This window comes from Promicromonospora sp. NPDC052451 (genome assembly GCF_044547525.1).
Lineage (GTDB): Bacteria > Actinomycetota > Actinomycetes > Actinomycetales > Cellulomonadaceae > Promicromonospora.
In genome coordinates, this window is the sequence record NZ_JBIUAP010000017.1 from 14,622 (window position 1) to 33,695 (window position 19,074).

At 72.9% G+C, this 19,074-nt stretch carries 18 protein-coding genes and 2 pseudogenes; 11 read left to right on the top strand and 9 right to left on the bottom strand.

Going from position 1 to position 19,074, the window contains the following annotated elements; all coding sequences use genetic code 11:
* The first annotated feature begins 6 nt into the window (after nt 1-6).
* Both ACIG47_RS23490 and ACIG47_RS23495 read left to right on the top strand, forming a co-directional pair.
* Nucleotides 7-252 (top strand): hypothetical protein, encoded by a 246-nt coding sequence (locus tag ACIG47_RS23490; protein WP_397415381.1) that lies wholly within the window; start codon nt 7-9, stop codon nt 250-252.
* A 126-nt stretch (nt 253-378) separates the two neighbouring features.
* The gene (locus ACIG47_RS23495; protein WP_397433484.1) at nt 379-1,215 is read left to right on the top strand and encodes a sigma factor-like helix-turn-helix DNA-binding protein; all 837 of its coding nucleotides are present in this window, start codon (nt 379-381) and stop codon (nt 1,213-1,215) included.
* Here ACIG47_RS23495 and ACIG47_RS23500 read toward each other — a convergent pair whose 3' ends face one another.
* Nucleotides 1,216-2,280 carry a hypothetical protein gene (locus ACIG47_RS23500; RefSeq protein WP_397433485.1) on the bottom strand — a complete coding sequence of 355 codons (1,065 nt, stop codon included), beginning with the start codon at nt 2,278-2,280 and terminating at the stop codon, nt 1,216-1,218. It lies immediately after the preceding gene.
* A 124-nt stretch (nt 2,281-2,404) separates the two neighbouring features.
* Here ACIG47_RS23500 and ACIG47_RS23505 point away from each other — a divergent pair, with 124 nt between their 5' ends.
* A complete protein-coding gene (locus ACIG47_RS23505; protein ID WP_397433486.1) occupies nt 2,405-3,145 on the top strand; it encodes a MerR family transcriptional regulator in 741 nt (246 codons plus the stop codon).
* 67 nt (nt 3,146-3,212) lie between these two features.
* On the opposite strand, the gene ACIG47_RS23510 is transcribed toward ACIG47_RS23505, so the two are convergent.
* The 3 genes from ACIG47_RS23510 to ACIG47_RS23520 form a co-directional block, all read right to left on the bottom strand.
* Entirely contained in the window at nt 3,213-4,049 is an 837-nt protein-coding gene (locus ACIG47_RS23510) for an aldo/keto reductase (protein WP_397433488.1), read from the bottom strand.
* Between the two features lie 61 nt (nt 4,050-4,110).
* The gene (locus ACIG47_RS23515; RefSeq protein ID WP_397433489.1) at nt 4,111-5,604 is read right to left on the bottom strand and encodes a SulP family inorganic anion transporter; all 1,494 of its coding nucleotides are present in this window, start codon (nt 5,602-5,604) and stop codon (nt 4,111-4,113) included.
* On the bottom strand, nt 5,601-5,903 hold the full coding sequence (locus ACIG47_RS23520; RefSeq protein ID WP_397433491.1) for a carbonic anhydrase: 303 nt from the start codon (nt 5,901-5,903) through the stop codon (nt 5,601-5,603). Before ACIG47_RS23520 ends, ACIG47_RS23515 begins: the two co-directional genes overlap by 4 nt.
* A gap of 184 nt (nt 5,904-6,087) precedes the next feature.
* On the opposite strand from ACIG47_RS23520, the gene ACIG47_RS23525 reads away from it, so the two are divergent.
* Genes ACIG47_RS23525 through ACIG47_RS23535 form a run of 3 tightly spaced genes read left to right on the top strand, consistent with a single transcriptional unit; the run spans nt 6,088 to nt 8,815 of the window.
* Nucleotides 6,088-6,756, top strand: coding sequence for a response regulator transcription factor (locus tag ACIG47_RS23525; protein ID WP_397415367.1), 669 nt, complete (start codon nt 6,088-6,090; stop codon nt 6,754-6,756).
* Complete coding sequence (locus ACIG47_RS23530; protein WP_397433492.1) at nt 6,753-7,994, top strand: sensor histidine kinase; 1,242 nt, start codon at nt 6,753-6,755, stop codon at nt 7,992-7,994. Before ACIG47_RS23525 ends, ACIG47_RS23530 begins: the two co-directional genes overlap by 4 nt.
* Nucleotides 7,991-8,815 carry an alpha/beta fold hydrolase gene (locus ACIG47_RS23535; RefSeq protein WP_397433493.1) on the top strand — a complete coding sequence of 275 codons (825 nt, stop codon included), beginning with the start codon at nt 7,991-7,993 and terminating at the stop codon, nt 8,813-8,815. Before ACIG47_RS23530 ends, ACIG47_RS23535 begins: the two co-directional genes overlap by 4 nt.
* A 28-nt stretch (nt 8,816-8,843) precedes the next feature.
* On the opposite strand, the gene ACIG47_RS23540 is transcribed toward ACIG47_RS23535, so the two are convergent.
* The gene (locus tag ACIG47_RS23540; protein WP_397433494.1) at nt 8,844-9,017 is read right to left on the bottom strand and encodes a hypothetical protein; all 174 of its coding nucleotides are present in this window, start codon (nt 9,015-9,017) and stop codon (nt 8,844-8,846) included.
* A 108-nt stretch (nt 9,018-9,125) separates the two neighbouring features.
* Between ACIG47_RS23540 and ACIG47_RS23545 the strand changes: the two genes are divergently transcribed.
* From ACIG47_RS23545 to ACIG47_RS23560, 4 genes are read left to right on the top strand one after another with little or no spacing between them, the layout of a single operon-like run.
* Entirely contained in the window at nt 9,126-10,361 is a 1,236-nt protein-coding gene (locus ACIG47_RS23545; RefSeq protein WP_397433495.1) for an MFS transporter, read from the top strand.
* A 16-nt stretch (nt 10,362-10,377) separates the two neighbouring features.
* Nucleotides 10,378-10,851, top strand: a complete 474-nt coding sequence (locus ACIG47_RS23550) for an SRPBCC domain-containing protein (protein ID WP_397433496.1) — start codon at nt 10,378-10,380, stop codon at nt 10,849-10,851.
* Entirely contained in the window at nt 10,848-11,162 is a 315-nt protein-coding gene (locus ACIG47_RS23555; protein ID WP_397433497.1) for an ArsR/SmtB family transcription factor, read from the top strand. The genes ACIG47_RS23550 and ACIG47_RS23555 overlap by 4 nt, the downstream gene beginning before the upstream one ends.
* The gene (locus ACIG47_RS23560; protein WP_397433498.1) at nt 11,162-12,010 is read left to right on the top strand and encodes a DUF899 family protein; all 849 of its coding nucleotides are present in this window, start codon (nt 11,162-11,164) and stop codon (nt 12,008-12,010) included. The genes ACIG47_RS23555 and ACIG47_RS23560 overlap by 1 nt, the downstream gene beginning before the upstream one ends.
* A 10-nt stretch (nt 12,011-12,020) precedes the next feature.
* Here the strand turns inward: ACIG47_RS23560 and ACIG47_RS23565 are convergent, their stop codons facing one another.
* Nucleotides 12,021-13,073, bottom strand: coding sequence for a LacI family DNA-binding transcriptional regulator (locus ACIG47_RS23565; RefSeq protein ID WP_397433500.1), 1,053 nt, complete (start codon nt 13,071-13,073; stop codon nt 12,021-12,023).
* A gap of 32 nt (nt 13,074-13,105) precedes the next feature.
* On the opposite strand from ACIG47_RS23565, the gene ACIG47_RS23570 reads away from it, so the two are divergent.
* Nucleotides 13,106-14,362 carry an MFS transporter gene (locus ACIG47_RS23570; RefSeq protein WP_397433501.1) on the top strand — a complete coding sequence of 419 codons (1,257 nt, stop codon included), beginning with the start codon at nt 13,106-13,108 and terminating at the stop codon, nt 14,360-14,362.
* Here ACIG47_RS23570 and ACIG47_RS23575 read toward each other — a convergent pair.
* The 3 genes and pseudogenes from ACIG47_RS23575 to ACIG47_RS23585 all read right to left on the bottom strand — a co-directional run.
* Nucleotides 14,359-16,722, bottom strand: a complete 2,364-nt coding sequence (locus ACIG47_RS23575) for a carbohydrate-binding protein (protein ID WP_397433555.1) — start codon at nt 16,720-16,722, stop codon at nt 14,359-14,361. The two genes, ACIG47_RS23570 and ACIG47_RS23575, sit on opposite strands and share 4 nt — an antisense overlap.
* A gap of 3 nt (nt 16,723-16,725) precedes the next feature.
* Nucleotides 16,726-18,228: pseudogene (locus ACIG47_RS23580) on the bottom strand (glycoside hydrolase domain-containing protein); the annotation flags it as partial.
* Nucleotides 18,217-19,050, bottom strand: a pseudogene (locus tag ACIG47_RS23585) (hypothetical protein); the annotation flags it as partial. The pseudogenes ACIG47_RS23580 and ACIG47_RS23585, both read right to left, overlap by 12 nt.
* Between the last annotated feature and the right edge of the window lie 24 nt (nt 19,051-19,074).

Here is a 19,074-nt window from a genome sequence, read left to right on the forward strand (position 1 = left end):
GTACCCATGCCGAAGACCCTGCCCACGAGCCCCACGGTGATCACCGACGACAGCGAGGTACGCCTCGTCGCCGGGGCCGACCAGTTCGCCGTCCGTCTCAAGGACGGGCACCTGCACGTCCGTGCCATCGACACCAGCGGTGGTGAGGCCCAGCTCGTCGTGATCCCGACGTCGCGCAGCACCCTCAACCTGGAGATCTCCCACCCGGGGGCGCCCGGACCGGTGCCCGTGGAGGGGCCGACCGTCCGCTGAGCGTCACATTGGAGGTGCTCGGGCCACAGGCCGGGTATTGTCGATGCACCCTCGCGTCCGCGGACCGCACCGGCCCGGCGAGCGCGCGGGCCTGTGTCTCGGTCGGCGGGCGGGCGGGGTGATCGCATGAAGGTCAAGGCTCCTGACGGAGTCGATGCGGGGAAGCAGGCGCTCCCCAACGTCGACTTCTCGGCGTACCTCGAGACCGGCGGACTCCCGTGGCAGCGGCGTCAGCGCGTGTTCGAGGCCATGGCACGTCTGCAGGTCGAGCGGTACCGGGTGGCGAGCGCGCTGGAGCACAACCGGCGGGTCTCCGGGCGCATCATCGGCCGGGGCCCGGTAGGCATCAACCGCGCCCTCGCGGATGCCGCGAAGTCCTGGCGGAGCGTCGAGTCCGTACGCCACACCGGCACGGTCGGCCAGCTCATGACCAGCCTCCCGAACAACGCGTTCCTCATCGAGCGCGGCCTGCGGATGGTCAGTCTGTGGAGCTACTCGGGCCTCGAACCCGAAGCTCGCCTCGTCCTGTCCGGCGAGGACCCCTCGGTCTACTTCTTCGTGTTCGCCCCGATGCAGATGAAGATCATCGACGGCACCAGCGTGCTGCTGGACGGCCCCAGCCTCCGGGGCGACCTGACCGTCATGGAGGTCACCGACGCCGCGTGCCTGGCCGCTGCCCGCGGCTACTGGGACGCCGTGTCGGCGACCAGGTACCCGTGCGACGCGGAGACGGCGGCCCTGGTGGAGCTGTCGCCGCGGCAGCGCCGCATCGTGACGCTCATGCTCACCAGCTCCTCGGACGAGGAGATCGCCCGCAAGCTCGGCGTGAGCGTCCGGACCGTGCGGGCGGACATCGCCGCCGTCCTCAGCCTGCTGGACGCGCCCACGCGCTTCGTCGCCGGCCTGCGGCTGCGCGAGCGCCTCGGCGTGCCGGCCCCGCAGCCGACGGACCCGGTGCGTTAGTCACGCGCCGTCGACCGCCCGGTCGTCCTGGAGCCGCGCCGCCACGGTGCGCACGAACAGGAAGAGCCAGGTGAGCAGCAGGGAGAACCCGACGAACTCGACGGCGGTCAGGTTGAAGTAGCCCACGGGCCACATCAGCAGGACCACGAACGCGAACGCGCCCACGAAGAAGGACGACGTGACGAGGAAGGTCCGCGGCAGGCGGGGCACGAGGAACGGCGTGGCGACGATGAGCCCCGCGAACAGCACGGTCATCACCGACGCGATGACCGTGTGCAGCACCTTGGCGATCTCCACGGTCACCCAGCCCAGCGCCACGAGCAGGACGGCCACCCCGACGAGCCATGCCCGGAGCACCTCGAGCCGCCGCAGCTCCCCGGCGGCCGCACCGGTACGCAGGTCACCGATCACGTAGTGCGACAGTGTCGTCATCGCGAGGCCCGCGAAGACCAGGGTCATGTTGAACGCGTACGCCGAGAAGCCGCCGCCGACGCCCAGGGCGCTGAAGTTGACCTGCCACCAGTGCTTGTCGTTGGCCGAGAGCATGCTCGCCAGTGCGCCGCTGACCAGGAACAGGGCGAGCAGGTTCGCGATCGCAACCGACGTCAGGGCCGCGGCCACCAGCGTGAGCACGTAGGCCGCCACGGCGGCCGACACCCCGACGAGGACGGCGGCCATCACCGCGTCCAGGCGCAGCTCCCGGAACGCCAGGTCGAAGACCGCGAAGGCCGAGCCGGTCAGCAGCACGACGATGCCGGCCGCCGTCACGGTGAGCACGAAGGCGTCGAAGGCGCGCCGCCACCTGCCGGCCGTCATCCCCACGCGGGGCACGCGCGCGGAGCGGACGTAGCCGGTGCAGAACGCCACGGCCCCGGACGCCCCTGACGCGACCGCCGCGACCATGCCGACCGATCCCCCGCCGAACAACGGGACGGCCTCGCCCCCGAACACCACGACACCCGCCACCAGGCTCACCGCCAGCGCGGCGAGCGCGAGGAGCAGTGCACGGTTCTCCGTCGCGACCGACCCGGGTGCGGGCTGCAGCAGCCGCTCACGTACCGACATTCCTCGTTGCCTCCCAGGTTCGGATCCTATGCGGACCAACTGGTCGGCGGCCGGAAAGTTCCCGGAAGGCGCTTGACCCTACCCTGAGGGGAGGGTTGAGGGTCCTTCCCAGGAGGTGCGGTCCATGGCCTACACGATCACCCACGTCTCCCGGCTGTCGGGAGTAACGCTCAAGACGCTCTACCACTACGACCGGATCGGGCTGCTCGTTCCCGCGCGGGACGAGCGCAACGACTACCGGACCTATTCGGACGGCGATCTCGAGCGTCTGCAGCAGATCCTGTTCTTCCGCGAGCTCGACATGCCGTTGGACGCGATCGCACGGGCCCTCACGGACCACACCTCCCGGCTCGAGTGCCTGCTGGACCAGCGCGCCATGCTCCGTTCACGCGGTGCACGGCTCGCCCAGGTACTGGCGACGCTCGAGCAGGCCATCGCACACGAGAGAAGGGGAGAACCCATGACCGCCGACAGCATGTTCACCGGCCTGGACCAGGCCGGATGGCAGGAGGCGCTCCAGGACCAGAACGCGCACCTGCAGGAGACCTACGGTGTGGAGCTCGACACCGCGGGAGTCGACGCCGACGCGATGAACGCGGCCGCCGCCGAGGCGACCGCGTTCATGTCTGCCATCGCCGACGCGCTGCGGGGCGGGCTGCGCACCGACGACCCGACGGTGACCGGCGCGATCGAGCGTCACATCGCGGCGCTCGCCGTCGCACATCCGACGGATGCCGCCGGCTTCGCCGACCAGGCTCGGTTCTTCGTCACGGACGACTTCCACCGGCAGATGCTCGAGCAGCAGCAGACCGGGCTGGCGTACTACCTGCTGCACGCCGCCGAGTCGTACCGCGACGCCGCCTGACGAGCGAGGGACGACGTCCCGGAGGTTGCGGGGCGTCGTCCGCCGGCGCGGCGCGGATCCGACCCGGTCACAGCTCCTCGTACGTGGCCGGGTCCTGGTTCGCGGTGCGACCGTCCGGCCGGCCCAGGGCGGTGAGCCGGGCGACGTCCTCGTCCGTGAGCACCACGTCGAAGATCGCGAGGTTCTCCCGCTGCCGGGCACGTCCGGCGGCCTTGGGCAGGGGGATCGCGCCACGGGCCACGTGCCAGGCGAGCACCACCTGCGCCGGGCTGACCTCGTGCCGGGTCGCGAGCTCGGCGACCACCGGATGGCTCAGCAGGTCGTTGCCGCGCCCGATCGGGGTCCACGACTCGGTCAGGATGCCGCGCTCGTGGTGGAACGCCAGGGCCTCGGTCTGCGGAAAGTACGGGTGCAGCTCGATCTGGTTCACCACCGGCAGCACGCCCGTCTCCTGCGCGAGGCGGTCGAGGTGCTCCGGCAGGAAGTTGCACACACCGATCTGCCGCACCAGCCCCCGCTCCCGCGCCTCGACGAGGGCGCGCCACGCCTCGACGTACCTGCCCACGGACGGGTTGGGCCAGTGGATGAGGTACAGGTCGATCGCGTCCAGGCCCGTGCGCAGCACGCTCTCCTCGACCGTCGCGATCGCGTCGTCGAACGCGTGGTAGCGCCCCGGGAGCTTGGAGGTCACCACGATCTCCTCGCGCGGCACCGCGGAGCGCCGGACGGCGGCGCCGACGGCACCCTCGTTCTGGTAGCTCGCGGCCGAGTCCAGCAGCCGGTACCCGGCCGCGAGCGCATCACCCACCGCTGCCGCACCCGCCTCGCCGCGCAGCCGATAGGTGCCGAAACCGACGGCCGGAAGCGTGTAGCCGGACGGCGACGTGACTGCAGGGATGGACATCGGCGAAGCTCCTCGACATGGACGGCAGGTAGCTCGACGCTAGCAAGCCGCCGGGCCGGGCTCAGAGCTTCTGGGCGAACCGCACCGGCTCGACGCTCTCACTGCCGTGCCGGGCGGCCCAGTTCTCCAGCGACGTGCGACAGGCGTGGTCGATGTGGTGCAGCCCGGACAGGTCCACCTCGACGGGGCGGTCCCGCGGGAGCGCCTCCAGCTGGTCGAGCAGCCTGGGCAGCCGCAGGAACGTCGCGCTGCCCCGTAGGCGTGCGGTGAGCGGACCGGTGCCCGGGTCGATCACCTCGAGGTGCACGCGCGAGGTGTCCCACGCGGTCTTGACCACCGAGAGGGCCAGCCCCACGAGCACCCCCTCGAACATGCCGACCGAGACGATCGCCACCGCGGTCGCCATCAGGACGAGAGCCTCACCCCGGTGCCCGTGCCACAGCCGGCGGACCTCCGCCAACGGGATCAGCTTGAACCCGGCGTGGACCAGCACGCCGGCGAGCGCGGCGACGGGGATGAGGCCGAGCGCCGCGGGAACCAGCGCGGCGAACAGCAGCAGCCAGACGCCGTGCAGCACCCGGGACGCCCGCGTGCGGGCTCCCGCCTGGACGTTCGCGGCGCTGCGGACGATGACCGCGGTGAGCGGCAGGGCGCCCAGCACGCCGCACACGGCGTTGCCCGCGCCCTGTGCCATGAGCTCCTGGTTGTACCGGGTCCGGGGCCCGTCGTGCAGCCGGTCCACCGCAGCCGCGCTGAACAGGCTCTCGGCCGAGGCGATCAGCGTGAAGGCCAGGATCGTGCCGATGACGCCGACCTCGGCGAGCCGGGCGAAGTCGCCCGGACCGGGCGGCTGGATCGAGTCGAGCAGGCCGTGCACCTCGACCATGGCCACCGACGGGCCGAGGAGCGCACCCGCGCCGATCGCCAGGCCGACCGCCGCGAGCGGCGCGGGAACGACCCGCAGCCGCTGCGGCACCTTCTTCCACAGGACGAGCACGGCGATCGTGCCCAGGCCGAGAGCGAACGACGTCAGCGCCGTCGGCGAGCGCCAGACGTCGGCGAGCAGGCCGGGCAGGCCGGCGATCTTGGCCAGGCTCGCGCCGGGTGCGTCGAGCCCCGCCATGGAGTAGAGCTGCCCGGCGATGAGCACGAGACCGATGCCGGCGAGCATCCCCTCGACCACCGAGACCGAGATCGCCCGGAACCAGCGGCCCAGCCGCAGCGCGCCCATGAGGAGCTGAAGCAGGCCGGTGGCGAGCACCAGGACCCCCAGGACGGAGATGCCGAACTGCTGCACGGCCTGGTACACCAGCACCGTCAGCCCGGCCGCCGGGCCGCTGACCTGCAGGCTGCTGCCGGGGAGCAGGCCGGTGACCAGTCCGCCGACGATCCCGGTGACCAGTCCCAGCTCCGCCGGCACACCGGAGGCGACGGCGACGCCCACGCACAGCGGCACGGCGACCAGGAACACCACGAACGATGCGGTCAGGTCGGCCAGGAAGATGCCTCGCCTCGACGTCGGCACGCCCGCCGCCGCACCCCGTACGGCGCTCACAGCGGCAGGAACTGGTCGGCGTGCGCGCTGTGCGCGAGCACGGTTCCTGTGTCCACCTCGTAGAACCAGCCGTGGAGGCGCAGCCGGCGGTCGTGGCGGGGCACGATGTTCCCCGCGGTCCGGAGCTCGAAGAGCTGCCCCGGGCGGGCGCCGGTGATCAGCGAGGGAATGGCCCGGGAGCCGGAACAGGTCAGGAACAGGACCTGCGAGGACTGGCCGTGAGCCAGCTCGTCGAAGTGCTCGCGCTGCCGCGCGACGTGGTCGGGGAAGGACCGGGCGTGGTCGAGAAGATGCTGCATCAGATACCCCCTGGTGCGCCCCGTGGGCGCATCGGTCGTCAACGGTGGTGGAGAACGTCGGGTAGGTGAGGTGCACGGCGAACCCTGGACGGGTCGCAGCCGGGATTCGGCCGCTCTCGGCTGTACACAAGTCTTGCCACCGAATCTCAGAGCAACATCAGAGAGGGGGTGAAACAATCTGCCCATGGACCAGGACGCGCGCCGTGTGTTATTGGTCGAGGACGACGTGCGACTCTCCGACCTGCTCGTTCGGCTGCTCACGGCGGAGGGCTACAGCGTGGTCCCCGTCTTCGACGGCCAGGCCGGGCTGCACCACGGGCTGACCGGCACGTGGGACGCGCTGATCATCGACCGCACGCTCCCCGTGATGGAGGGAGTCGACCTGGTCCGCCGCCTGCGCTCCCGCGGGGTGACGACGCCGACGATGCTGCTCACCGCGCGCGGCACCACCGAGGACCGGGTGGAGGGGCTCGACTCCGGCGCCGAGGACTACGTGGTCAAGCCGTTCGACAGCGACGAGCTGCTGGCGCGGCTGCGCGCGCTCCTGCGCCGCCACTCCGACACGTCGGCCGTCATCGACCTCGGCAGGCGGCGGCTCGACGTCGGCACGCGCAGGGTGCTCTCCCCCGACGCCGACCCGGTCGAGCTGTCCGCCCAGGAGTGCGCGCTGCTGAGCGTGATCGCGGCCAACCCGGGCCGGGTCCGCAGCCGGGAGGAGCTGCGCCGGCGCGTCTTCCAGAACGCGGACAGCCCGAACGCCGTGGACACCTACGTCTACTACCTGAGGCGCAAGCTCGGCCACCAGACGATCCGTACCGTGCGCGGGCTCGGCTACCAGCTCGGGACATCGTGACCACTGCCATCAGCGACCGCCGGCTGCTGCGCAAGGCGTCCCTGGCCGTCGCGCTCCAGACCGGGGCGGCCGTCGCGGTCGTCGTCTCCGCGGTGATCGCCCTGGTGTACGTGGTCGGGCTCGAGGCCCGGCGTGACGCGTCGGAGAGCAAGCTGCAGGCCAAGGTGGCCGAGACGGGCAACCACCACGTCATGCTGGACGGCACCGACACCGTGGTCCTGGACGGCATGCCCGCGAACTGCCCCGAACGCCATGTCCGCGAGACCGCGGCACGGCTGTCCGACGGCCAGTCGCGCATCGACGTCTGCGGCAGCCCGTTCCTCGCCTACGTCGGTCGGGCGCCCGACGGCACCCGCGTCACCGCGATCATGAACTTCGTCGAGCAGCAGGAGGAGACGGAGCGCCTGACCCGGCTGTCCCTCGCGGCCGGCGCCCTCGGCGTCCTGGCGTCCGCGCTGATCGGCTGGGCGTTCGGTCGCCGCGCCGTCCGCTCGCTGGGCGAGGCCCTGGCCCTGCAGCGCCGCTTCGTCGCCGACGCCGGCCACGAGCTGCGCACTCCCCTGGCCATCGTGCTCACGCGCGCCCAGCTCCTGCTGCGCGGCCCCACCCACGACGAGGACCAGCGCCGGGAGCTGCAGCAGCTGACCATGGACGCGAAGGTCGCCGCGGAGGTCGTGGACGACCTGCTGCTCGCCGCCGAGATCCAGCACCGGCCGCTCCCCCGGCTGCCGGTAGACCTCGGCGCCCTCGTCCATGAGGTCCGCGCGTCGTTCGCGGCACGCGCGGAGCTGGCGGGAGTCGTGCTCGCGGTCGACACCCAGCCCGGCACCGAGCACGTCGTCGTCGGTACCGCGAGCGCCCTGCGCCGCGCGGTGTCGTCCCTCGTCGACAACGCCCTGGCCCACGTGGCCCACGGCGGCCGCGTCGTGATCTCGCTGCGCCCGCGCGGCCTCGGGACGGCCCTGACCGTGACCGACGACGGCGAGGGTCTCGACCCGGCACAGGCCCGGGAGCTGACCCAGCGGTTCCGGCGCGGGTCCCAGGACAGGGTGGGCGCCGTGCGCCTCGGCCTGGGCCTCGCGCTGGTCAACGAGATCGTCACCGCGCACGGCGGCGAGCTGACGATCGACGGGGCTCCCGGGCACGGGGCCTCCTTCACGCTGCTCTTCCCGACGTCGGGCGGCCCGTTCGGCCGCGTCCCGGCACCTCCGGCGGCCGGCGCTAGGCTGCGCGGGTGAGCACGACGCGTCGCGGTGAAGCGCAGGCCCCGGACGGCACCACCATCGCCTACCGCACCCACGGCGACGGCGCACCGGTCGTGCTGGTGCACGGCACCGGGCTCTCGCAGGTGGTGTGGCGGGGCCTGGGGTACGTCGAGGCCCTTTCCGGGTACCAGGTCGTCACCCTCGACCTCCGGGGCCACGGCCGCAGCGGCCGACCGACGGCGCCCGCCGACTACACCTCGACCCGGTTCGCCTCCGACGTCGTGGCCGTGCTCGACGCCCTGACGATCCCCCGCGCGCACTACCTCGGGTACTCGCTCGGGGCGCGGACCGGCTTCACGCTCCTCGACACCCACCCGGACCGGATCAGCTCGTTCGTCTCGCTCGGCGGCACCCACCGCGCCACCGCCGGAGGCCCGGCGGAGGTCTTCTTCCCGGACTTCGACGAGGCACTCCGGCTCAGGGGCATGACCGAGTTCGTGGAACGGTGGGGACGCCACCGGGGTGCGCCGCTGGACCCGCAGACCGCACTGGCGTTCATGGCGAACGACCCGGACGCCCTGCGCGCGATCCTCGCCGCGATCGAGCAGGAGCCGGGCGTGCCGACGGCCCGCCTCCGCGACATCACCACCCCCACGCTGCTGCTGGCGGGCGACCGGGACCGGGCACGGTGGGAGGCCGCCGCGGAGGCGGCGCACGTGATGAGCGACGCCCGGGCCGTGACGCTGGAGGGCGCCGACCACGCGACGACGCTCAGCGACCGGGCGCACGTGGTCGCCCATGTCCTCCCGTTCCTCCAGGCCGTGCCGGTGCCGGAACCCAGCCGCTGCCCGTAGGGCGGTGCAGGGTGACCGGCCTGTGGGGTCACCCGGCCACGGTGGTCATCGCCTGGAACCAGCCCTCCGCCGACACCGAGCTCAGGCGGTGCAGCAGGAGGAGCAGGAGGCCACCCAGGGTAGGGATGGCGCTGAGCAGGATGGTCAGCCACTGCAGCGCCCGGTTTCCCACGCCCGCCCGCATCCGGACGATGCCCCACACGAGGGTGACCGGCGCCAGTGGCTCCGTCGCCGATCTGCAACCATGAGGTTGCAACCCTGAGATCGATGTGCAACTCTGAGGTTGCACACATATCTCAGGGAGGACGTCATGGCACCGATCGGCAGACCCCGCGGCGGGACCCCAGCGGTCCTGGTCCTGCTGTTCGTGGGAGCGTTCGCGATGGGCAGCGCGGAGCTGCTCGTCATGGGCATGCTCGACCTGATCTCGGCCGACCTGGCCGTCTCGATCCCCGTGACCGGCACGCTCGTGACCGCCTTCGCGCTGGGGATGGCGGTGGGCGGCCCGCTGCTCGCGCTCGCCACCGCGCACCTCGACCGCCGGGCGGTGCTGGTCGGCGCCGTGGCAGCGTTCGCGCTGCTCAACCTGATGCCGGTGCTGGTGGCCGACTACACGCTGTTCCTCGTCGCACGGGCCGGGGTCGGAGCGACCGAGGGCCTGTTCGTCGCCGCCGCGCTCACCGCGCTGGAGAGCGTCGTGCCCCGCGAGCGTGCCGGCCGCGCGATGGGCGTGGTGATCACCGGCTTCGCCGCCGCGAGCGCCGTGGGCATGCCGCTCGCGTCGCTGCTGGGACGGGAGCTCGGGTGGCGGACGTCGTTCGTGGGGCTCGCGGTGATCGGGGCCGGGATCATGCTGGCCGCCCTGGTGGTCCTGCCCCCGGTCCCGGTGGCGCGCGCGAGCCGGACGGCCGGTGCCCAGCTGCGCCACGCGTTCGCACCGCGGGTGCTCGCCGTGCTGGCGCTGTGCTGCCTGGTCTTCGCCGGCGTCCAGTCGGCCCTGACGTACCTGGTGCCGTATCTGGGCGAGGTCACCGGCGTCACCGGCCCGCTGGTCGTGGGGGTGCTGTTCGCGTTCGGGGTGGCCACGACCGCGGGCTCCGCGGTGGGGTCGCGCTTCGCCGACGCGCACGCCCGCCTCGCCCTGCAGTGCGGGACGGTCGGACTGACGGTCTCGCTGCTGGTCATGTTCCTGCTCGGCGGGCAGGTCGCGTTCGCCGTGCTGGGCATCGTCGGCGTGGGCCTGTTCGCGATGGGGATGGCACCCGCGATGCAGAGCCGGGTGATGAGCCTGGCGGGGCCCGGCGCCGCCCTGGCGGCCTCGCTGCCGGCGTCCGCCAGCAATGCCGGGGACGCCGTCGGCGCCCTGCTCGGGGGTGCGGCGATCGGACGGGCCGGCCTGGAGGCCGCCGTCCTCGCCGGAGCCGTGGTCGCGGCGGCCGCGGTGGTCGTGGCCGTCGCGACCGGCCGGCTCCGCCCGCACACCCCCGCCAGCCAGGACTTCCCGCAGGCGGTCGAACCGATCGCCGCGCACAGCCAGTCCGCCTGAGGAGAGGATGAACGACATGACCGAGAACCCGCTGTCCGTCGCCGAGCAGGACACGTTCACCGTGCGCCGGACGATTCGGATCGCCGCCCCCGTGGAGAAGGTGTGGATCGCCGTCACCGAGCCGGAGCACATCTCCCGCTGGTTCGGGCGCACCGTGCTCGTCGGCGACGGCCGCGGCGCCCACGGCACCGTCACATGGCCGGACGAGCCCGGCATCCCGATCCGCGTCGAGGCGATCGACCCACCGCGGGCCGTCTCCTACCGGTGGTGCAACGACGACGCCGCCGAGAGCGTCCCGAGCGAGATGGACCCCGCGCACTCGACGGTCTTCACCTTCACGCTCGAGCCGGTGGCCGACGGTACCCGGCTCACCGTGGTCGAGACGGGGTTCGAGACGACCACCGACCCTGCGGGCAACCTGGAGAGCCACCGCCTCGGCTGGGACGAGCAGCTGGACCGGCTGGTCACGGCGATGGAGGCACTGCGATGAAGGAAGCACTGGTTCCGATGTGCGCTGCGCTCGGTGACGAGAACCGCTGGAACATCCTGACCAGCCTGGGTGAGGCCCCGGCCTCTGCGTCCACGCTGGCCGCCACCTTGCCGATCAGCCGCCAGGCGATCGCCAAGCACCTCAAGATCCTCCAGGGGGTCGGGCTGGTCGAGCAGGTCCCGGTCGGCCGCGAGGTGCGGTACCGGGTGCTGGGCGCCGAGCTCAGCGCCACCGCCCGGCGCCTGGATGCCATCGGCACCGCCTGGGAGCGGCGTCTCGGGGACATCAAGGCGATCGCGGAGGACCTCTGATGGCCGCCCGAAGCGCGGCCCTCGCTGGCGCGGGCCTGCCGCGGCCCGCCGACCGGGCGGCCTACGAGCACGAGATCGAGGCGCTGCGGCAACGGGAGAAGGCCCACACGCGCGAGGCGGACGCGATCGCCGCGGCCCGTCGCCGGCTGCCGATGGTCGAGGTGGACGGCGGCTCCGAGCTGCTCGGCCCCGACGGGCCCGTGACGCTCCTCGACGCGTTCGAAGGGCGCCGCCAGCTGCTGGCCTACTACTTCATGTGGTGGCCGGGCCATCCGGCGGCCGACCAGTGCGAAGGCTGCACCTTCTTCACGAACCAGGTGTCCGACCTCTCGGGCCTGCACACGCGCGACATCACCTTCGCGGTCCTCCTCCAGGGCCGGAACGTGACGTACGGCCCCCAGGACGCTCACCGGTCGTACGAGGCGAGCCGGCGCTACCGCGACTTCATGGGCTGGACCATGCCCTGGTACTCCGCCCAGCCGTCCCTCGAGACGCTGCTGGGTGGTCGCGAGCCCGGCATGTTCTACCTGGTGGGCTACGTCCGCGACGGCGACCGGGTCTTCGAGACCTACTGGACGAGCCGGCGGGGCGTGCAGGCCATGGACCACAGCTACGCGCTCATGGACCTCACCGTCTGGGGCCGCCAGGAGTCCTGGGAGGACTCACCTGCCGGCTGGCCACAGGGCTGTGTCAGCGGGCGCACCACCGCCGGCGCGCCGGAGTGGACGCCCGCGCCCGACTGGTCGGGCCGCCCGATCGGCCAGTGGCCCCGCCTGGCCGCCGGGCACGACGACGATCTGGGGCCCGTCGGCCCCGACCACCCGCCCGTGGCACCGCACTGCCACTGAGGCACTGCGACTATCCGCGGCCGGGCCCGACCACGGTCCACGGCACCGCCTGGCCCGTGGTCTCGCCCGACAGGGCCGCTCGTGCACACGCACGACCCTGCTCGCGCAGCGAGGCCGCCACCGACCAGACTCCTGCCGTGGCGGCCTCGCGTGAGGCGTCCCACCCGGTGAGCACCACCTCGCGCGGCACGCGGCTCACGGCGAGACGGGCCCCCAGCGCCAGCTCGTCGCTCATCGCCAGCACCACCACCGGCCCGGAACCGTCCAGCGTCTCGAACAGCGCCGCGGCGGCATCCTCACCCCGTGCGCGCTGGTTGCGCTCCACCACGGCCACGCGCACGTCGTCCCAGTCGTGCCCGGCCTGCGTCACCGCATCGCGGTAGCCGGCCAGCCGAGCCCCGGTCACGGGGAACGGGACCGCCTGCGGGTCCGTCAGGTCGGCCGGCAGGTCGCGGCCGCGCAGGATGCCGCTCGTACGACGCCGGTCCAGCGGGAAGCCGATGACGACAGGGGTGGCCTCGGCCAGCGGCGTCGCCGCCGCGACCGCTGCGGCCGCCGCGCGGTCGTCCGGCCCGATGCACGCGACCCCCGGGTGGGCGGGACCACCCTGGATGGCGGCGGGCCGACCGCTGCCCGCGACGGCGGCGAGCACCGGGTCGTCGGCCACCGTGGTCCACAGCACGTAACCGTCCACGGCCGCGGCCAGCACCCGGTCGACGTCCGAGGCGTCCCCTCGGGTGGGGATCAGCACCAGTCCTGTGTCCTCGCCCACGCAGACGTCGGAGATCCCGGCCAGGAACTGCGCCGCCTGCGGGTCGTCGAAGAGGTAGGACAGGTGCTCGCCGACCACCACGCCCAGCTGCCGGGTGCGCCCCGAGCGCAGGGCGCGCGCGGTGCTGTCGGGGCGGTAGCCCAGCTGCGCGGCGGCCTCCAGCACCCGGTTCCGGGTGGCCTCGGCCACGCGCGCGGGGTGGTTGAAGGCGTAGGAGACCGTCATCGGCGCGACGCCCGCCCGCGCGGCCACGTCCTTCACGGTGGGGCGACGGCGGGCAGGTGTGGACACGGCCACAGCATACCTGTGTATCGTTACGATCCATGAGTCGCGACCCGGTCCGCCCCGAGCAGGGACCACTCCTCCTCGACGCTCGTGCCACCTACGCGCCCTACGCGGCGTTCGCCGCGTTCGGCATCTTCTGGGGTGCGTGGGGGGCCGCTCTGCCGGTGCTGCGCACCCAGGCAGGGGTCAGCGACGGCCAGCTCGGCACCGCCCTGCTCTTCGTCGGCCTGGGGGCGTTGCCGTCCATGGCCTTCACCGGGCGGGCGGTGGACCGCTTCGGGCTCCGCGTCGCGGCGTGGCTGCTGGCGGCGCTGGCGGGTACCGGCCTGCTCATCACCGCCGGTGCCCACGGGATGGTGCCGCTGGTCATCGGCATGCTCGTGGTCGGCGCTGCCTCCGGCGCCGCGGACGTGGCCATCAACACCCTCGCCGGGCGCGCCGAGCACGCGACCGCCAGACCCCTGCTCACCCGGTCCCACGGGCTGTTCTCCGTGGGCGTGGTCGTCGCCAGCCTGTCCACGGGTGCGCTGCTGGGCGCGGGACTGACGCCGACCGCGACGTTCACCGTGGTCGCGGTGGTGATGCTCGCCCTGGCGGCAGCCGCGTGGCGGACCAGCACGTCGCTGCACGTGCCGGCTCCGCCGAGCGACACCGGCACCCCCACCGATGCCGACGAGGGCGGTACCGGGCTCCGGCACGCGCTGCGCCGGATCGGCCCGGCCTCGCCCCTGCTGGTCGTGGGGCTGGTGGCGGCCCTGGCGTACGCCATCGAGAACGCCCACCAGAGCTGGGGTGCGGTGATGCTCACCGACACCTTCGCCGCACCACCCCAGGTGGCGGCCGCCGCCCCGGCAGCCTTTGCCGCCACCGCCGCGCTCGCGCGCCTGAGCCTGGCCCCCCTGTCCCGCAGCCACCCCACCGCGGTGCTGCTCGGCGGCGGCGTGCTGGCCACCGCGGGCACCGCGACGCTGGCCGTCGCACCCTCGGTCGCGGTGGCCCTGGCCGGGCTGGTGCTGGCCGCCCTGGGCACCGCGACGCTCTTCCCCACGCTGCTCAGCCGCAGCCTGCGCCGCACCGACCCCGCCCGGCACGGCCGGGCCACCTCCCGGGTCGCGACCACGGCCTACCTGGGCTTCCTGCTCGGCCCGGCGTACGTGGGCCTGCTGGCCGAGAAGAGCGACCTGCGCGGGGCTCTGCTGGGCGTCGCCGCGCTCGCTCTGGTCTTCACCGTGACCGCGGCACCGGTCAGCGCCTGGGCCGCCAGGCGAGGCGCCGACCGTGAGCCGGTTGCCTAGCCCGCAGCCGCATAGGACGCCGTCCTGTCGGCCGTGACCGTCTCGTCGCCGACCTGCCCGGTGACGGTGACCCTCACCTCGCCGGCCGGGATCGACGCCTGGCGCGAGCTCATCGACACGTTCGCCGACGCTCCCGGCTGCACCGCGGTGAACGACCGCGAGCCGTAGGGCGTCTCGACCTCGAGGTCGAGGGCGATGTCCGCGCCGTTCGTCACCGCGACGGACACGTACTGCTTGCCCACCAGGGTGCGCGTCGTGGCGGACACCGACACCTGCCGGGCGGCCCTCCACGTCAGCTGGCCCGCTGCGGCGTCGAGCACGCGCTGCGCCTCGTCGGCCTCGTCCTGCGTCGGCCGATCGGCCGCGGCGACCCGCCTGGCCTCGTCGAGCGCGGCGCGGAAGACGGCGAAGTCGATGGAGACGTACCGGTCCTCGCGGGCGAGCAGCGGTCCGGCGGCTGCGATGGCCTCGTTCAGGCCCGTGAGGTCGACCTCCGGGACCTCCTGGGGATCCGGGCCGAACTCGTACCACTGCAGGTTCGCGACGTAGTTGAACTCCTGCCCCGGGACGGCGTCCGCCCGCATGACGACGAACAGCGCGTGCGTGCCGGAGACCGGCTCGTCCAGCTCCGCCGTCGTCTCCACGTAGCTGGCCCACCCACCGGTCTTCGGCAGCTCGACCGTCCCGATGCGCGTCGCCTCGCTCACCTCGTCGAGATAGAGCTCGAGCCGGCGGTTGTCGCCCACGCGCTCGTCGCGGGTGGATGCGCTGACCGTGACCCGGGTGAGGGGGTCCGGGCCGAGGTCCCGACTGTCGTAGGTCAGCCGGCCCCCGTCCCAGGTGCCACCGACGTTGCCGGCGGGCGGCTCACCGCCCTCCTTCTTCAGGCCGTTGCCGTTGTCGGCGTCATAGGTCTCGGCCTCGATCCGCACGGGTTCGGCCGTCACCGGGCCGTCCTCGGCCGTCGCGAGGAACTGCACCAGGTCGACGTTCGCGACCCACGAGTTCGGCTGGGCCGGGTCGGGCGTGCCGGCGAAGACGAAGTAGACGCGGTTCGATCCGTCGAGCACCTCGGGACGGTCGACCGCCGCCTCGGCGGTGACGTAGTCGCCCCACCCGCCGGTGACGTCCAGGTCGACCGTGGCGGCGACGGGACCGTCCACGGCACCGACGCGCACCTCGACACGCTCGTCCGTGGCGCTGTCGTCGGGGTGGTTGGCGTAGCGCACCCTGACCCGCTCGGGGAGCTTCGCGCCGAAGTCGAGGCCGTCGAACGCGATCCAGGAACCGACCTGGACGCCGCCGATGTTGCCGTTCTCCGGGCTCAGCCGTCCGCCCGAGGACTCGTCGAACTCCTCCGCCTCGAGCACCCGGTAGGGCGTCGGCGTGATCCGCAGGGCGTCCGCCGCCCGCGTGAGCCGGTCGAGCGCCGCCCGCAGGTCGTCGTCCGACGCCGACTCGGTCGCGAGCACCTGCGCCGCGCCGTCCCGGGCCGCCGTGAACGCGGAGAAGGACGTCGAGGAGTACGCCCCGCGGACGACGAGCCCGGCCTCGGCCAGCAGCGCGCCGAGCCGCTCCCGCCACCGCTGGTCCCGCTCGACGGTGACGGTCGCCAGGCCGGAGATGCCGTCGCCCCGGACGCTCGCCGCCGGCATCGCGTCGAAGGCCGTGTCGGCGAGGTCCAGGCCGAAGGCGGCGCGCTGCGCGTCGCCGAGCGAACCGGTCAGCCGCAGCGTCACCCGGTGCGCGTCGTCCAGGATCGCGGTCGCCGCCACGCCCGCGGGGAGACCGGCGAGCGCCAGCGCGCCGTCCGCGACGAGGTCACGCCCGGCCGCCCCCGCGAAGCGGGCGCCCGTCAGCGTGAGCGTCGCGGAGACGTCGACCGCACCGTCGGCGGCCGCCGTGAGCCGGGTCCGGTCCATCGTCAGCCTCGGGCCGTCGAAGTCCACCCGGAACACGAACTCACGGCCGCCGGTCGAGGGCGGGCGCGAGAAGGCCTCCTCGGAGATCGCGACCGTGAGGTCGTCGATGCCGTCGAGCTCCCCGGAGCGCTCCGCCGAGCCCTCGAGCGACAGCCGCGCGCGGCGGTCGCCCGTCCGCTCGGTGACGAGGATCAGCCCCGCGGGCACGTTGTCGGCGGCGACGGCGGCGGCGAGGCTGTCGCCGTCGGCGAACGTGCCGTTCGCGAGCGTCAGGTCGATGCTGTTGCCGATCGACCCGTCACCGGCCTGCGCCTCGGTGAACGTCCGCGACGACACCGAGACGGCGCTGATCGGGTCGTAGACCGAGCTCGGCAGCTCGTCGCTCAGCGACGGTGCCGCCACCCCGTCGGCGGCCCAGCCGGAGGGCTCCTCCCCCATCCGGAAGCTCAGCTCGCCCCCGGTGGTGAGCTGGTCGTACGTCACCCAGGTGCGTTCGAACGACGCACCGTTCAGGTGTGCCGACTGGATGTAGTAGGCCTCGGGCGACACCCCGTCCGCGGAGATCTCGAAGGTCCGGCCGGAGGGATAGCTGATCCGCACGTTCTCGAAGAACGGCGTGCCGATCTGGTACTCGTCGGATCCGGCGGCCACGGGGAACAGGCCCAGCGCGGCCGCGACGAACGTGGACGACATGGTTCCGGTGTCGTTGTCCATCGTGGGCAGGAAGCCCTGCGGATCGTTCCGGAACACCTTCGTCCGCACCGGCGGGGTGAGCTCACCACCGCTCGACGGCGCCTCGTGCGTGCTGCCGGTCGCGATGTAGCGGTTCCACGTCTCCTTCGTGTAGATGCTCCGCACCCAGTGCTGGGTCCTGGCCGGGGCGCCGACGTAGTTGAACAGGTACGGCGCCTGCAGGTCGATCTCGTTCGCGTTGGCGTGCAGCATGCGCCTGCCGTCCTCGGGCGCGTGCTCGCCGAACATGAAGCCGAGCGCCTTCCGCGCGGTCTCCTCGCCGCCCATCTTGCCGATGAGCCCGCCCATGTCGGCCGCGGTGTACCAGTGGTACTGCCACAGCGTGCCCTGGTAGAGGTTCGCGGCCTCGAACCGCTCGGGGTCCGCGTCGACCCAGACGCCGTTCGCGTCCTTGGGGAAGATCAGTCCGGTCGTGGTGCCGTCGGCCAGGGTGACGGCATCCGGCTTGAACAGGTTCGTCCAGTTGGCGGCGCGCAGACGGTACCGCTGCGCCTCGTCCGTCTTCCCGAGCGCGTCGGCGATGGTCGCCATGGCGCGGTCGTCGTAGGCGGTGCCCAGCGTGTCGTCCACCTCGTTCGCGATGTAGCCGCGGCGTGCGTTCCCCTCGTCGGCGTACCCGCCCTGCGACTGCGAGACGAGGGCGGGCCAGGCCTGGGCGAGGCCGCGCAGCTGAGCGCCCTTGGCGATCGCGTCCGCCACGACGACGGCCGCGCGCTCGAACCGTACGGTGGGCACCGAGTGGGTGACGTTCGACAAGGAGCCCTTTCCGGTGCTCGCGAACGATCCGTAGAGGTCGACCACCGACTGGGCCATGTCGCGGAACACCTCGGGGTACCCGACCGCGAGGATCTCGTACTTGCGGAAGTCGTCCCAGAACCCCCAGCCGTCGTAGTGCGTGTAACCGTCGGCCTGGTGCACCTCGCCGTCGAGGCCGCGGTACGTGCCGCTCGTGCTCGTCGCGTTCACCGGGGTCCCGAACATGCGGTACAGGTGCGTGTAGAACAGCGTCCGCAGCTCGCCGTCCGGATCACTCGTGGCGGACGCCGTCACGGCGAGCCTGCCGAGGATCTCGTTCCACGCGGCCCGCGTCTCCTCGCGCACCTGCTCGAAGGAGCGGTCCCCCATCTCGGCGGCCAGGTCGGTCCTCGCCTGCTCGACGCTGATCGGTGACACGGCCACCGTGAGCCCCACCTGCTGCCCCGCCTCGACCTCGAAGTCGACGACCGCGCCGACGTCGGTGCCCTCGCGCTGCGGTTGCGTGGTGAGGTCACCGGATCCGGCCCAGGTGCGCACGCCCGTGGCCGGGGCCGTCGTCTCGACGTAGTAGTACATCCGGTAGTCGTAGCCGTTGAAGTGGCCCGTGAAGTCGCCGGAGAGCGCGACGCGCCCGTCGTCCAGCGTCTCGTACCCGAGCGAGGCGCCCTTGCGGCTCGTGAAGTTGTTGCGCAGGTCGAGCACGAGGGAGGCGGTCCCGGCCGCCGGGAACGTGAAGCGGTCCTGCCCCGTGCGCACGTCCGTGGTGGCCTCGGCGCGGATCGCGCCGGCGTCGGTCGCGAGGTCGACGGCGTAGTACCCCGGCTCGGCCTCCTCGTCCGCGTGGCTGTAGTCCTTCGCGTACGTGCCGGTCCCCGGGCGGCTCGTGTACTCCTGGTAGGTCGGCACGACGAGGAGGTCGCCACCGGCGCCCGAGCCGCCCACGCCGTTGAGGTTGGTGTGCGTGAAGCCCGCGATCTGGTCCTCGGCGTGGTCGTAGCCCGAGTGCGAGCGGCCCGGAGCCGTCATCGGGTTGATCTTGACGATCGAGTTCGGTGCCTCGGCGCCGACGAGGTCCTGGCCGAAGTCGTCCTCGGTCGAGACGAAGGAGTTGACGAGACCGGCGTAGTCGGTCTCGTCCACCACCGCCGCGGCGGCGGCCGGTCCGGTGCCGGCGGAGACGCCGGCGAGACCGGCTCCGGTCAGGGCGAGCGCCGCGAGCGCGGCGAGCAGACGGGCAGGACGAGATGCGTGGGACATGACCAGGGTTTCTCCGGCTCGGTG

What these genes read in the sequence shown, in the direction of transcription:
- ACIG47_RS23490 (WP_397415381.1), top strand. Translation starts at nt 7, where the DNA reads ATGCCGAAGACCCTGCCCACGAGCCCCACGGTGATCACCGACGACAGC.
- ACIG47_RS23495 (WP_397433484.1), top strand. Translation starts at nt 379, where the DNA reads ATGAAGGTCAAGGCTCCTGACGGAGTCGATGCGGGGAAGCAGGCGCTC.
- ACIG47_RS23500 (WP_397433485.1), bottom strand. Translation starts at nt 2,280, where the DNA reads ATGTCGGTACGTGAGCGGCTGCTGCAGCCCGCACCCGGGTCGGTCGCG.
- ACIG47_RS23505 (WP_397433486.1), top strand. Translation starts at nt 2,405, where the DNA reads ATGGCCTACACGATCACCCACGTCTCCCGGCTGTCGGGAGTAACGCTC.
- ACIG47_RS23510 (WP_397433488.1), bottom strand. Translation starts at nt 4,049, where the DNA reads ATGTCCATCCCTGCAGTCACGTCGCCGTCCGGCTACACGCTTCCGGCC.
- ACIG47_RS23520 (WP_397433491.1), bottom strand. Translation starts at nt 5,903, where the DNA reads ATGCAGCATCTTCTCGACCACGCCCGGTCCTTCCCCGACCACGTCGCG.
- ACIG47_RS23525 (WP_397415367.1), top strand. Translation starts at nt 6,088, where the DNA reads ATGGACCAGGACGCGCGCCGTGTGTTATTGGTCGAGGACGACGTGCGA.
- ACIG47_RS23545 (WP_397433495.1), top strand. Translation starts at nt 9,126, where the DNA reads ATGGCACCGATCGGCAGACCCCGCGGCGGGACCCCAGCGGTCCTGGTC.
- ACIG47_RS23550 (WP_397433496.1), top strand. Translation starts at nt 10,378, where the DNA reads ATGACCGAGAACCCGCTGTCCGTCGCCGAGCAGGACACGTTCACCGTG.
- ACIG47_RS23555 (WP_397433497.1), top strand. Translation starts at nt 10,848, where the DNA reads ATGAAGGAAGCACTGGTTCCGATGTGCGCTGCGCTCGGTGACGAGAAC.
- ACIG47_RS23560 (WP_397433498.1), top strand. Translation starts at nt 11,162, where the DNA reads ATGGCCGCCCGAAGCGCGGCCCTCGCTGGCGCGGGCCTGCCGCGGCCC.
- ACIG47_RS23570 (WP_397433501.1), top strand. Translation starts at nt 13,106, where the DNA reads ATGAGTCGCGACCCGGTCCGCCCCGAGCAGGGACCACTCCTCCTCGAC.
- ACIG47_RS23575 (WP_397433555.1), bottom strand. Translation starts at nt 16,722, where the DNA reads ATGGGGGAGGAGCCCTCCGGCTGGGCCGCCGACGGGGTGGCGGCACCG.